Genomic DNA, 13,926 nt, shown 5'->3' with positions numbered 1-13,926 from the left:
TCCGATCGATCACCGGGGCACTTTTCGGCCCGCGACCCAGACGGCCCCGATCGCTCGTGTGTTGCGGATGTCAGCCAGTGGGTCCGCGGTCAAGAGGACCAGGTCCGCGTACCGGCCCGGCTCGATCGCGCCCAGGTCCGCGATCCGCTTTAAGCACCAGGCCGGATTCACGGTCGCGGTGCGCAGTGCCTCGGCCGGAGTCAGCCCGGCCCGCACGAACAGCTCGAGTTCGTCGTGGAGCGACGCCCCGGGGGGCACCAGCGGGCTGGGCGTGTCGGTCCCGGCCAGGAGCTGGACCCCGGCCGCGTGCATGCGCCCGACGAGCTTGATCTCCCCGTCCAGAAGGCGCCGGAGTTGCGCCAGATCCTGGTGCGTGTACCACCGGCGTCCGTTGACCAGGCGCACCCCGTCGGGCTCGAACTTGCGCACCCAGAGGAACTTCGCCAGTGCCGGGAGCTTCTTCTCGAGTTCCGGGTCGAGCGCCTTCGGGTCGTCGAGCCGGGTCAGCCCGCGCGTCTGCACGAGCGTGGGCGCGTGCCACGTGCCGTTCTCCACGAACACCCGGAACCCGGCCGCCGCGTGCGCGGGATCGTAGGCATCGAGAGCCTCGAGTTCGGTCTTCCAGTGGACGTGCGGGTCCGGGTTCGGTGCGGTAACGGACTCCCGGAGCCGGACCGCGCACCGGTCCTCGATCGGGGAGCACATCGCGGCCACCCCGTCGAGGTGCTCGATCGTGTACTGCCCGGCGGCGCTGGCTCGAGTCGCGGTCACCCCTCGGGGCACGTGCCCGACCAACGGGAGCCCCTGCGCCTTGGCCTCGGCGAGCGCGGCGAAGTACGCCTCGGGCGGGAGCATCGGGTACACCTTCACGAACGGAACACCGAGATCCTTGAGCGCGCGGACCTGCTTGCGCGCGTCCTCCGGGGTGTCGGCCCGAAGGACCCGGAAGTTCAGCGGGAAGGGGATCACGGTGCGCGTGCCGTCGAGCATGTGAGACGTGGCCACGAACCGGGGCCGAGGTGCGCCGGGCGGGGACGCGAACTTCGGGTCCGGAACCCCGGCACTGAGACTGAACATGTGCCGGGCCCCGGTCACCCCGTACCGGAGGAACTCGGCCGCCGACGCCTCTTCCGCGACATGGGCGTGCATGTCCCACAGCCCGGGGATCAGGAACTGCCCCGTCCCGTCCACGACGCCCGCGCCGTCGGGGACGCGAACGGTGCCCGTGGGCTCGACCGCGACGATCCGCTCCCCGCGCACGGCCACGGTCATGTTCGGTTTGGTACGCCCGGCGACCACATCAACGACGGTGACGTTCGAGATCGCGAGGGTGGCCTCGACGAACCGAGGTTCCGGTGGGCTCGGCTCCGGACCCGACCCATACGAGCCGGACGCGAGATTGCGGAGCGCCCAGGCAAGTGCCCCCAACCCAACGAGGGCACATGCGAAGAGCAGCACGCGGGGGCGGCAAACACGGGCGAAACGCATGACCACTCCGAGAATGGTGCGCGGACGTAATGGGACCGCGGCTCACCGCGATCATTCGTGTATGGGTGCTTTTCCTGGCCGATATCACCGATTCACTCGCGCTCGGAACCGGAGCCGTCCGAGCACAAACTGAAGCCGCTTGCCGAGTCCACCGGTGCCGTGGGCTCGGGGTGGGTCGCGCCCCGGGACAACCCCAGGGGCGCGACCGCACCGTCGGCGAGGGCGAAGCCGCCGACACTCGGGTAGGAAGCGAACACGAAGTTCGCTTACCGCACAGGGGCAAACAAATTACGGAGATAAAAACGTGACGTTCGGTCCTCAAAGCATGTCGAATCTGCCGTCTTATTGCGCGAGTCGGCAGCACACCGTGAAGCTACGGGACATTACACCGCCATCACGTTTTCTGTCGACCCCCGTAATTAAGGGGTAGCCAGCGCAACATGTATCCGTACCGGGGTTTCCCCCGCTGCGGAGCGGGCGCAGAAGCGCGCCCGCCCGGTCCGATAAACGGCAGGCGAAACGGGGTGGCAGCGTGAAGTAGGGCAGTTCCCGAACACCTCACGCCGACTCATTGCGGGGTGACCGGTGCCGGAAGAACCGGATCGTGCGGGATGTAACCAATTACGGATCAATACTTCTCATTCGCTCGTTCATTTCTGCACTTGTGTGTGCCTCTACGACAAGGTAATTCTATTTCTTGGCAATACTCTCCCAATTAGACGTGCGGTTGCACTGCGCCACGAGCTGTTACACCAGATTTCAAAGCGGCTACCTGATGTAGGTAGTGTTCAATAGCACCCACATAAATCTCATCGGGCATGGGAAAATCCGCTCGCCTTCGCTCGTCCGACATTCGGTCCTTATTTCGGATCGCTGGTGAGTGCCGAGACCTCGGCGACGACCCGACCACGTGGCGCGCGCACTGGTTCGCCCTGTTAGCGCGGTTCACCGGGGCGGATCTCGTTTGCGGCGGCGAGAAGGCCGGGGTTCTGGTCGGGACCGGGAGAACCATCGGGGTGGCCGCCTGGGGCTTCGAGCACGGGTTCGACCCGACCGGGTGGGAGCGCTCGATCGAAGCTTACGCCCGGAACCCGGACTACTCCCCGGCCGAATCCCGGTACTTAGACCGAGTGCGCGCCGAGGGCGAACAGGCGTTGGCCCGGTCCGACGTGATGGCGGACCGGGAGTGGGACCGTTCGCCCGACTATCAAGACATCTGCCGGGTCATCGGGATCAACCACCTGACGTGGAGCAACCACCGGATCGGCCCCGCCTCCGCCGACGAGCACAGCGCGATCTTGGTCATGCGGGCCATCGGAGCGCCCGATTTTTCGGCCCGCGAGAAGGCGCTCATTCAGGCGTCCCACGACCTCATCGCTCCGCTCGTGGGCGGCGCACTGGCCGCGTTCGCGGACCCGGCTCCGACCGACCTCACGCCGGCGATCCGCCGGGTTCTCCGGAGCCTCCTCGAAGGGGACAGCGAGAAGCAAATCGCGGCGCGCCTCGGGATCAGCCGGCACACGGTCAGCGAATACGTCCAGAGGATTTACCGGCACTTCCGGGTGACTTCTCGTCCGGAACTCATGGCCCGGTGGTTAAATCGAGGGTGGGCAAGCCGGTGCGCCTGGGACGTATAGCTACGATCCCGCTATTCCACGCGAAGCGCTCGAGAGGGGGCGTAAAATCGCAGGCACCGGACCCAGGGTCAAGTGTGTTCAGAAACTGGTCGAAGTGTCACGGCGTGCTTGGAAGCGCCGGGCGCGCGAGTGCGGCAAATTGAATTGCTTTTAGAAAACCGCCACAGATAGCCCTGACAAGTAAAAACGCCCCGTCTTCCGGGGCGTTCCGGGCGGAAGAATTGCTCACCATTTGAAGTGATACACGGTCGTCTGCTTGTAGGTCTCGCCCGGCTTCAGGACCACGTTCGACTTGTCCTTCCACTCCGCCTTGTTGATCGAGTCCGGGAATTTCTGCGCTTCCATGCAGAACCCGTTGTACTGCTTGTACTCCGCGCCGCCCTTGCCCTTGTTCGTGCCGTCGAGGAAGTTGCCCGTGTAGAACTGGAGCCCCGGTTCGGTGGACAGCACTTCCAGCACGCGGCCGCTCTTCGGCTCGACCACGCGGGCCGCCAGTTCCGGGCGCCCGGTGGTGCCCTTGTCGAGCACGTAGTTCAGGTCGAACCCGACCGGCTTCCCGCCGGCCTTCTCCAGATCGGCGCCGATCGTCTTGGCCTTCGTGAAGTCGAACGCGGTGCCCGCGACCGGGGCGATCTTGCCCGTCGGGATCAGCGTCTCGTCGGCCGGGGTGTAGTTCTTCGCGGCGATCGTGGCCTCGTGGCCCTTAATGTCGCCGCTGTTGTGGCCCGCGAGGTTGAAGTAGCTGTGGTGCGCGAGGTTGCAGAGGGTCGTCTTGTTCGTGGTCGCGCGGTAGTCGATCACGAGTTCGTTGTTATCGGTCAGCGTGTACGTCACCTCGACCGCGAGCGCGCCGGGGTAGCCCTCTTCCCCGTCCGGGCTGGTGCGCTTGAACGTCACGCTCGGGCCGGTCGCGGTCAGGCTCGCTTTGCCCTGCCACACCTTCTTGTCGAACCCCTCTTTGCCCCCGTGCAGGGTGTGCGGTTCGTTGTTCGCGAACAGCTTGTATTCCTTGCCTTCGAGCGTGAACTTCGCGTTCGCGATGCGGTTCGCGCAGCGCCCCGCGTTCGTGCCGAAGTACGGGTGCCCCTTCAGGTACCCGTCGAGGTTGTCGAACCCGAGCACCACGTCGGCGAACTTACCGTTCTTGTCCGGGACGTGCAGCTCGGTGATGATCGCGCCGTAGTCGATGCACTTCAGCACCACGTTGTTCTTGTTCGTGAGCGTGTACTGGGAGACGTTCGTCGGCCCCTTCTTGTTGTTGTCCGCGGGCGCGGGAAGGGCACCGAACTTGGTTTCCTCGAACGCCGGCCCGGTGCCGGCCTTCGGTTGGGCGGACGCACCCGCGGTCAGTGCGAGCGTGATACAGAGAGCGGGGAGAGTTCGCATGAGTCCTCCGGAAGCGAAATGGGGTGGGGACATGGTATCCAACCTCAAAGGCCAAGCTAGAGAATGGCCCCAAAGAAGCGCAAAAAGCCCATAATGAAACAGTGAACGCTCGCGTCTCCCCATTTGTAGCCCGGTGTGCTTTTTTGTGCCGCCGCTGGCTTTGGAGCTTTCGATGCCGTCCGATGTCCTCGACACGCCCGAGTCCGCGTACCAAATCGTCACCACCGGGAGCGGGCCGAAGGGCGCGCTGCCGCTCACCGACGAACTCCTCCGCCACTCCCCGAGCGGAAACCTGTTCGGGTGGACGCAGAACGTCGGGATGGGCTGGAACCCGGCGCTGCTCGGCGGCAAAGAGTTCACCATCCTCAGCACGCACGGCGGGCTGCGGGCCGAGGACGGCACGCCGATCGCGCTCGGGTTCCACTCCGGGCACTGGGAGGTCGGGTTGCTGGTGAAGGCCGCGGCCGAAGAGTTCGCCCGACTGCGGTGCGTCCCGTTCGCGGGCGCGATCACCGACCCGTGTGACGGGCGCACCCAGGGTACGGCCGGGATGTACGACAGCCTGCCGTACCGCAACGATTCGAGTCAGGTGATGCGCCGGCTGATGCGCTCGCACCCCACGCGGGCGGGGGTGATGGGCATCGCGACGTGCGACAAGGGGTTGCCCGCCATGATGATGGCGCTGGCGTCGCAACACGATCACCCCACGATTCTGGTACCCGGCGGGGTAATGCTCGCGGGAGAAGCGGACCACGAGGACACGGGGAAGGTGCAGACGATCGGCGCGCGGTACGCGCACGGCGAAATGACCATCGAGGAAGCCGCGGACGCCGGGTGCCACGCCTGCGCTTCGCCCGGCGGCGGGTGCCAGTTCCTCGGGACCGCGGCCACGTCGCAGGTCATCGGCGAAGCACTGGGGCTGAGTTTACCGCACTCGGCGCTCGCACCGTCGGGCCAACCGATCTGGCTCGACATGGCCACGCGGTCCGCCCGCGCGCTGGTCAACATGACGAATCGCGGTATTCGCACGCCGCACATTCTCACGGAAGCGGCTTTCAAGAATGCGCTCGCCGTGTTCGCGGCGTTTGGTGGCAGCACGAATCTGCTCCTGCACACGCCGGCGATCGCGTTCCATGCGGGCATCAAGCGCCCCACGATCGAAGATTGGACGTTCTACAACCGTAAAGTTCCGCGCCTCGTTGATGCGCTCCCCAACGGGCCGATGAACCACCCCACGATGCGGGTGTTCCTCGCGGGGGGCGTCCCGGAAGTCATGCTCCACTTGCGCGAACTCGGACTGCTCGAACTGGACGCTCTCACCGCGAGCGGCGAAACGCTCGGCAGCAACCTCGACTGGTGGGCGAAGTCCGAGCGCCGCACGCGGCTGCGCGAGCTGCTCCGCACGCGCGATAGGGTCGATCCGGATACCGTCATCATGTCGCCGGACGCGGCCCGCAAGCGCGGGCTGACGAGCACGGTCACGTTCCCAACCGGGAACCTCGCACCGGACGGGTGTGTCATCAAATCGACCGCGATCGATCCTGCGGTGGTGGACAAGGACGGCGTGTACCGGAAGCTCGGCCCGGCGAAGGTGTTCATCCGCGAGAAGGACGCGATCAAGGCGATTAAGGGCGAAGGCGAGCGCAAGGTCGTTCCCGGCGACGTGCTCGTGCTGTGTTGCCGCGGACCAATGGGTAGCGGAATGGAGGAAACCTATCAGGTGACGTCCGCGTTGAAGCACTTGAAGTGGGGGAAGCAGGTCGCGGTGATTACGGACGCGCGGTTCAGCGGCGTTTCGACGGGCGCGTGCATCGGGCATGTCTCCCCGGAGGCGCTCGTGGGCGGGCCGATCGGCAAGCTGCGCGACGGCGATCTCGTGCAGATCATCATCGACCGCAACAAACTGGAAGGCACGATCGACCTCGTGGGCGACGCGACGGGCAATCACGGTCCGTTATGGGGGGGCGCGGAACTCCAAGCGCGCGCCCCGCGCCCCGACCTGGCCCCGGACCCGGCACTGCCCGCGGACACCCGCTTGTGGGCCGCGCTCCAGCACGCGAGCGGCGGCGTGTGGGGCGGCTGCGTGTACGATCCGGACCTGATCGCGGCGAAACTGGCGGGGCGGTGAGAGAATGACCGAAGCGGAGTGGTTTACGAGCGGTTCTCGGGTTCACATGCGTCACGTGCTGAAGGGCTTGGGGCGCTACTCTCCCCGCCGCTGGATTCACTTTAATCTCGCGTGCATCGGTCGCGCCCGTGACTTGATCAATGACGAGCGGTGTGCGCACTTTCTCGAAGAGTTAGAAGCGCATATGGCGGACGGGGGGCGCAATACGCTTCGGTCGTTTCATCGTGAGGAAGAAGCAGTACGAGACGCGATCCGGCACTTGTGGCGTCGTCGAGATGATCCGCTCCGGGGGGCTCGCATCGTCGCAGCGAGAGCAGTTTTGACGGCCAACTCACCTTCATTCGCTTCATCGGAAAATGTCGCGATTGCGTTTCAGCGCCGGTCGTATATCGAAGGGCTGCAGGAGCGCCGGCGCCATTGCGTGCTACTTCGCGACATTTTTGTTAACCCGTTTCGCCCGTGCGTTTTCTCTTCGGAATGGCGCACGTCAACTACCATCGCGCTTGCGGCGCAGATGTACGAGTCACGCGACTTCAGCGCGATACCCATTCTGGCCGACGCATTCCAGGAGGCCGGGTGCGAGGACGATGTCCTTTTGACCCACTGCCGTGACCCGAAGCAGGTTCACGTGCGCGGGTGCTGGATTGTTGACCTACTATTGGGGAAGGAGTGATATTGAGGGGATTCGCGTGACCGAAGTGGAGTGGCTCGAATCGACGCACCTGTTCGGGCTGCTCGACTACGCGCGGCGCCGGGTAAGCGGCCGGCGGCTCTGCTCCTACGCGCTGTTTTGGGTCGACCAGACACTACACCTGCTGACCGACGCGACCCGCCGGGGCGTCGAACAGTACCGGGTGCAAGCCGCCGAACCGGGGCGCGTGATCGAGCACACGTGGTACGCTTACTCGCCCGGGTTCAGTACGAGCTTCACGCACGGTAGCGCGGCGAACCACGCCGAGGACGCGGCCCAAGCGCTCCAGTTTAACGACTGGACGACCGCGGCGCTGGTCGCGGGGCGCGCCGTCGCCCAGGACCGCGTGTACGGTCCGCGCACCCCGGCCAGCGCGAGGTCCGTGTACGACCTCCGGTTCCGGTTCTGGGAGGTGGCCGAGCACGTCGTCCGCGAGCAAGTGTTCTCCTTGCGGTGCGCTGCGGGGAACCCGTTTCACGCGCACACCTGCGATCCCGAGTGGCTCACGCTCACAGCGCTCGCACTGGCCCGAACGGGTGACTCCGGCGACGTCTCCGCGCTGCCCATTTTGGCCGACGCGCTTCAGGACGCAGGGTGCGAGGACGGCACAATATTGGACCACCTGCGAGGCCCCGGCCCGCACCTTTCTTGCTGTTGGTGCGCGGCCTTGATACTCGGCAAAGGGTGACGAATGCCCGAGTACCTCTCTTCGTGGTAACGTTCTGAACTGTTGTCGTCCATTCAGGTTCGCGTGCGAGAGATTCGCTATTGGGTCATGCGTGAGGTTCCTTCATGACCGAAGCCGAATGGTTGAAATCGAAAGACCCGGCCGTGATGGGCGAGTTCGTGCGGGCGAAGCGCCGCGCCAGTGCGCGGGTGCTGCGGCTGTACATGGCCGCGTTCTGGAACTGGCAGTCGCACCGGCTCGAAACAGACGCCCAGTGCGAGCTGTTGCGCAGCCGTGCGGCGCGCGTTGAAGAGTGGGCCGACAGCGGCGTTTACCCGGCCGACGCCGCCAGGGGATTCGCACTCGTGTTCTTCAACCACCGGGTTCGGGAAGGGTTCATGAGTACCCTTCGCGCGCCCGCAGGATGGAAAAAAGGCGGCCCCGCAAAGAAACGCGCGATCTGGGTACTGCACGAGGTGTTCGGCAACCCGTTCACGCTCGGTCGTACACGCAAGGGTGTCCCGCGCCGCGGGTGGATGTTCGACAAGTCGTGGCGCACGGAAACCGCCGTGCTGCTCGCGCGCCAGATGTACGAGTCGAAGGACTTCAGCGCGATGCCGATTCTGGGGGACGCGCTCCAGGACGCCGGGTGCGACAACGCCGACATCCTGAACCACTGCCGCAAGCCGGGCGAACACGTGCGCGGGTGCTGGGTGCTCGATCTGGTGCTGGAACGGAACTGAACGCAAATCGGGGGCGCATCGAACCGGCGATTGCGATAAGGTTGCTGGACGCCGGCCGGTGATGGCCTGTCGGCGCGGGTTGAGGTGGTGAACCCCGCCCGCAAGGGCGGCGGGTTGTTCGACCGTGCATGTGCTCGCCCCTTGTACTTCACCCACCGCCCTTGCGGACGGGGTTCACCAAATAGGCATCGAGCCGATACCGACCGCCAATACCCGCCTGTCGTTATCCCCGAAGGAGCACGCATGCTCCGGTTCCTGTTTGTGGTGTGTGCCCTCTGTGCCCTTCGTGGCGAATCCCGGTCCGCGGACCCGACGTACTGGCAGGACGTGCGGCCCATTCTGCGCAAGCACTGCGTCGTGTGTCACAGCGAGCGCCGGCTCGACGAACCGGACCTCTCAGCGAGCCTCGCGCTCGACAAGCCGGACAACATTCGGAAGGGCGGCAAAGGCGGCAAGGTGACCGTGCTCGTTGCGGGCAAACCGGATGAGTCACTGATCGTAACTCTACTCACTGCAAAAGACAAAAAGCGCGCGATGCCGCTGGATGCGGATCCGTTGTCTGCCGACGAGATCGCGACCATCCGCAAATGGGTCGCGGTCGGTGCCCCGGAGGGCACGAAGCCCGCTGACAGCGCGGGAACGGCCACAACGGGGCCGGCACGCCTCACGCGCAAGATCGACGTCGTTTTCAGTACGAAAGCCACACTACCTCGAACCGCGAAGTTGCCGGGGCCGCTCGAACTCACGCTCCCGGTCGGGCCGCTCCCGCCGGTCGCGGCCGTCGCGTTCAGCCCGGACGGGAAGTGGCTCGCGAGCGGCGTTTACGGTCGCGTCACGATCTGGGATCTCGCCAGCGCGAAGCCGGCGAAGGTACTCACAAACGTTCTCGGCGCGGTAAACGACCTGAAGTTCTCGCCGAACGGCAAACTGCTCGCGGTCGCGGGCGGGCAGCCCTCGGCGCGCGGGGACTTGCGACTCTTCGATACGACCGAATGGAAGCTCTTACACGCACTCGGCGGGCACCTCGATACGGTGTCGAGCGTGTCGTTCTCCGCGGACGGCAGCAAACTGGTGAGCGCCAGTTTCGACAAAACGGTCCGGCTGTGGGACATCAAAGAAGCGAAGCCGCTCCACGCCTACACCGGGCACTCCGACTTCGTACACGCGGTCAGCTTCGGTCCGGACGGTTCCTGGTACGCGACCGCGAGCAAGGACCGCACCGGACGCATCGTCGATGCCGCCACCGGGAAAGGGCTGTTCACGCTCAGCAGTACCGACCAGGAGGTGCTCGCGGTCGCGGTCAACCCGACAAACGGACAAGTCATGGCCGCGGGACTCGATCCGCTCGTGAGCTGGTACGACCCCAAAACGGCCGAGCGTCAGCGTCGAGCGGGCGGGCCGGGCACGTCCACGCACGAGATCGCAATCGACCCGAAGGGAACGCTCGTCGTAACAGCCGGCGGGGACGGCACGATTCGCACGCTCAACCCGAAGACCGCCGCGCAAATCAAGGCGATGCAAAGCGGTTCGGTGGTCTTCGCGGTCGCGGTGGACGCCGACGCGAAACGTATCGCGAGTGGTGGCGCTGATGGTGTGGTGAAGTTGTGGGACGCGACCGACGCGCGCCTGTTGGTCACATTGTGGTCGGGGGCGGACGGCGCGTGGGTGTCCCTGGCACCGGAGGGATACGTTGCGGGTCAGGATGCGCTGCTTGAGAAGGCGTCGTGGAAGGCTACCGGAAAAGCGGTCACGGACCCGAAACTACTCGCCCCACTGAGAGACGCCGGCCAGGTGGGACAAGCCGCACGAGGAGTGAAGTTGCCCGAACCGGTGTGGAAATGATACCAACTGCTGTTGGACCGTATCGCGAGAGCGGCACAAACAACCCAACCCGTTCTCGATGGTGCGAACCGGCACGCCGGTTACGGAGCAGGTTGATTTCCATGCGGCCCCGCCCGCGCCTTGGGCGCAGTCGCGGGCGGAAGATTCAGTTGATTTGCACGAGACCGCCCTTCACGGTCGTTACCCCGGCGCCTTCGACCGCGACCATTGGGCCTTCTACCTTCACTTGAGCGTCGCCCTTCAGGTTCACGTTCGGCGCCTTCACGGTCACGCCGGCCGGGGCGACTTCCACCGAACCCGCGCTGGCTTTGAGCGTCACCTTTGCGGCGTCGATCAAAACCCCGCTCGAATCGATGACGATCTTGTTCGCGCCCACCTTCAGCGTGATCGACGTTCCGGCTTGGATCTCGATGCTGCCCGCGGTCGCCTTGATACCGATATTGCCCTTTGCGACGGTCAACGTGTCGTTGCCCGTGTCGACGCCCACCACGCGGTTGCCCTTCGTGATCGTGTGCGTGTCGTTGCCCTTGGACACCGTGATGCCGCGGTTCCCCTCTTGCACGGTCACGGTGTAGTCGGATTTCACGTCGACGGTGCGCGTGCCCTTGCTCACGGTCAATGATTCGTTGCCCTCGGACACCGTGACGCTGCGGTTGCCCTTGCTCACGAGCAGCGTGTCGTTGCCCTTCGAGACCGTTCGGTCGCGGTCGCCCTCTTCGATGGTGATCTTTTCGTAGCCCTTTTGCACCGTGAGCGTGCGATTGTTCTTGATCTGAATGAACTGGTCGTGCTCGACCTTCAGGTCGTCGTCGTTCTCCACGAACCGGTGGAAGTCCTTCTGCGCGTGGAAGTAAATGTCCTCCTTGCCCTTCAAGTCCTCGAACCGCAGTTCGTTGAAGTCCTCGGTCCCGCCCCCCTTGCTGGAGCGCGTTTTCAAACCGCTCTGGGTCATGTTGGAGGGCAGCGCGTAGGGCGGCATCAGTTCGGCGTTGTACACGCGGCCCGTGATGAGCGGGCGGTCCGGGTCGCCCTCCAGGAACTCGACCACCACCTCCTGGCCGATCCGGGGCGTGAAGACCATGCCCCACTGCTTGCCCGCCCACATCTCGGACACGCGGATCCAGCACGAACTGTTCTCGTCCTTTTTGCCGAGCCGGTCCCAGAAGAACTGCACCTTCACGCGGCCGTACTTGTCGGTGTAAATCTCCTCCCCGCTCATGCCGACGACCACGGCCGTCTGTGCCCCGGAGATCCGGGGGCGCGGGGTCGTTGGCGCGGGGCGGAACGGCCGGGCCGTAGGGATAACGACGAACAAGTTCGAGTAATCGGCCATGCCGGGGCCGCCCCCGGCCCAATCCTCGCTCGCGTTGTGCTCCACCTCGAGGAACACGTAACTGCCGTTGTCGGACGGGTGCTTCTCCAGGGTGAACTTGCCCCCGGGAGTAAAAGACGAGCACCGGCTCGAACCGGTCGCGGTGTCGTACCCGGCCTCCACTTCCTCCATACGCGACTTCGCGAGCGCGGTACCGTCGCCCGCGACCGGGTACCCGCCCGGGTAGTCGAACAGCTCGAACTTGCCGATGCCGGTGAGCGAAAGGTTGGTGTCTACGTCCTTCAGCAGGTTCGTGTCCGGCGTCTCGAAGTTGTAGTCGGTGTGGGTAATTTTTCCCGAGCGGAACGCGAACCGCCGGTCCCAACTCGACACGCTTTCTGCGCCGGGCATGTCCGGGCGGTACTCGACTGTGCCGTGCGGGGCGCAGTCGAACGTGACCGAGTTCGAGTCGGCCAGGACCAGCGTGTGTTGCCCCTCTTTGAACTCGAAGAAATAGTAGATCCCGTACTCTTCCATGAGCCGCGACACGAACGCGAACGCGGTCTCGCGGTACTGCACGCAGTACTCGCGCGTCGGGTACGTCCCCTGGAGCTTCTTCTTGTAGTCGGTGAGCCCGAGCCGGTCGAAGGTGCTCGTGATGATCGCGTCCACGGTCATGTTCTGGAAGATACGGCAGTCCGTGGTGCGCGTGAGGAACCACAGCCAGGGGACCACTTCGGCGCGGTACCGGCGCAAACCGCGGTCCGCGGTTTCGCCCGCGACCAGTTTCCGCACGAACCCGTGGAACGGGCGCGGGGAATCGTCGGGCATGTTGATGGTCCACCCGACCGCCTTACCGACCAGATCGGCCGCCGCGACCGTCAGGTTCTCCGAAACCAGATCGAGCGTGAACTCGAACGGCGCGGAGACGCGCTCGCGCCCGCGGAACCCGGTGACGACGAACGCATCGGCCCCGAGCGGGGTCGTGAGCGTGACGAGTCGGCGCTTCTGTGTGAGGGGCATGTCGTTCCGCGTCCCAATCTTTCGGAATCGCAAGTCGTAAAATCGGTTGCCGGGTCGAACGTCATAAATCGGGAGCACTGCGAGTCGCGTGGCCGGGCGATTGAACGTCAGGAAGGTCGAAAGTCGTAAAGTCGAAGACCAATGTGGTTGGTACCTTCGACTTTACGACTTTCGACCTTCCTGACGTTCGACTCGGCACCACCTGCTTACGCGGCGGCCGCGGTCGCCAGGTCGTAGGACACGCGCGGGCTGTCGGTCACCGAGTTGTCCTGGCCGTATTCCTTGAAGGCGTATTCGATCTTGGTGAAGTTGATCGAGAGGCTCTCGGTCGGCCGGTCGCCGCCGCTCGACAACGAGTACCCGCTCACCATACAGTTGGTCAGTTTGTATTCCGCGTACATGCGGAGGTTCTTACCGTCAGTTGAGCAGAAGTGGATGGTGCATTCTACACCCTTGCCGGTGAGCGCCTCTTGGAGCCAGGCGAAACTGGACTTGTCCATTTCCTTAGAGACCACGATCTCGCTGACCGAGGGGGCGGACGCCTCGCGGTTCGCGGACTTCCCGACCGGTGACCCGATCCCGCGCCCCACACCCCACTGGAAGCTGCTCACTTCCACCCAATCCTTGTGATTCGTCTCGGTCACGTTCCCGACGATCTTCCCGTACTTGACGTAAACCGGCATAACCTTCTCCTCAGTTGTGGGGTGAAGCACCCCGGACTCGAACCGTTTGTTTTTTCGGGCCGTTGACTCGTGGCCCGCGTTGGATGCCTAAGTTACGGCCCGGCCCGCGTGATCCTATCACTGATTTTTTCTGCCGGTCCGAAAATCACACTTCGCTCCGTGAGGCTTCAAGTTCTCGGTTGAACAGTTCCGAGTTCGGAGGTCGAAATTACCCACTCCCCCATTTCGTCGCACCGTGTTGGAACTGTGCAGGAAGGGCTTTTGTTCTGAGACGCGAGGTGGTCTAATCTGGGTCTTCCTCGTTAGCACTTTTCGCGGAGATCCGA

10 protein-coding genes are annotated in these 13,926 nt (G+C 64.6%); 6 read left to right on the top strand and 4 right to left on the bottom strand.

Annotation, left to right across the window (positions count from 1 at the left end):
* Positions 1-9: 9 nt before the first annotated feature.
* On the bottom strand, positions 10-1,488 hold the full coding sequence (locus tag VT84_RS03805) for an amidohydrolase family protein (RefSeq protein ID WP_082838569.1): 1,479 nt from the start codon (positions 1,486-1,488) through the stop codon (positions 10-12).
* An 818-nt stretch (positions 1,489-2,306) separates the two neighbouring features.
* On the opposite strand from VT84_RS03805, the gene VT84_RS03800 reads away from it, so the two are divergent.
* A complete protein-coding gene (locus VT84_RS03800; protein ID WP_082838568.1) occupies positions 2,307-3,125 on the top strand; it encodes a helix-turn-helix transcriptional regulator in 819 nt (272 codons plus the stop codon).
* Between the two features lie 225 nt (positions 3,126-3,350).
* Here VT84_RS03800 and VT84_RS03795 read toward each other — a convergent pair whose 3' ends face one another.
* The gene (locus tag VT84_RS03795) at positions 3,351-4,511 is read right to left on the bottom strand and encodes an aldose epimerase family protein (protein ID WP_082838567.1); all 1,161 of its coding nucleotides are present in this window, start codon (positions 4,509-4,511) and stop codon (positions 3,351-3,353) included.
* Positions 4,512-4,683: 172 nt separating this feature from the next.
* Here VT84_RS03795 and VT84_RS03790 point away from each other — a divergent pair, with 172 nt between their 5' ends.
* The 5 genes from VT84_RS03790 (at position 4,684) to VT84_RS03770 (ending at position 10,582) form a co-directional block, all read left to right on the top strand.
* Entirely contained in the window at positions 4,684-6,639 is a 1,956-nt protein-coding gene (locus VT84_RS03790) for a YjhG/YagF family D-xylonate dehydratase (RefSeq protein WP_082838566.1), read from the top strand.
* A gap of 4 nt (positions 6,640-6,643) precedes the next feature.
* On the top strand, positions 6,644-7,312 hold the full coding sequence (locus tag VT84_RS40455) for a hypothetical protein (RefSeq protein ID WP_239465671.1): 669 nt from the start codon (positions 6,644-6,646) through the stop codon (positions 7,310-7,312).
* A gap of 16 nt (positions 7,313-7,328) precedes the next feature.
* A complete protein-coding gene (locus VT84_RS40450) occupies positions 7,329-8,018 on the top strand; it encodes a hypothetical protein (protein ID WP_239465669.1) in 690 nt (229 codons plus the stop codon).
* 104 nt (positions 8,019-8,122) lie between these two features.
* Positions 8,123-8,740 carry a hypothetical protein gene (locus VT84_RS39930; RefSeq protein WP_204249850.1) on the top strand — a complete coding sequence of 206 codons (618 nt, stop codon included), beginning with the start codon at positions 8,123-8,125 and terminating at the stop codon, positions 8,738-8,740.
* Positions 8,741-8,983: 243 nt separating this feature from the next.
* Positions 8,984-10,582: a c-type cytochrome domain-containing protein gene (locus VT84_RS03770; protein ID WP_082838565.1), complete on the top strand. Its 1,599-nt coding sequence runs from the start codon at positions 8,984-8,986 to the stop codon at positions 10,580-10,582.
* Between the two features lie 145 nt (positions 10,583-10,727).
* Here the strand turns inward: VT84_RS03770 and VT84_RS03765 are convergent, their stop codons facing one another.
* Positions 10,728-12,917 (bottom strand): type VI secretion system Vgr family protein, encoded by a 2,190-nt coding sequence (locus VT84_RS03765; RefSeq protein WP_082838564.1) that lies wholly within the window; start codon positions 12,915-12,917, stop codon positions 10,728-10,730.
* A 206-nt stretch (positions 12,918-13,123) separates the two neighbouring features.
* Positions 13,124-13,600, bottom strand: a complete 477-nt coding sequence (locus tag VT84_RS03760) for an Hcp family type VI secretion system effector (RefSeq protein ID WP_052553309.1) — start codon at positions 13,598-13,600, stop codon at positions 13,124-13,126.
* Positions 13,601-13,926 lie beyond the last annotated feature (326 nt).

This window comes from Gemmata sp. SH-PL17 (assembly GCF_001610855.1).
Classification (GTDB): Bacteria; Planctomycetota; Planctomycetia; order Gemmatales; family Gemmataceae; genus Gemmata; species Gemmata massiliana.
Note: the sequence above shows the minus strand (reverse complement) of the source record. Positions and strands in the feature narration are given on the sequence as shown.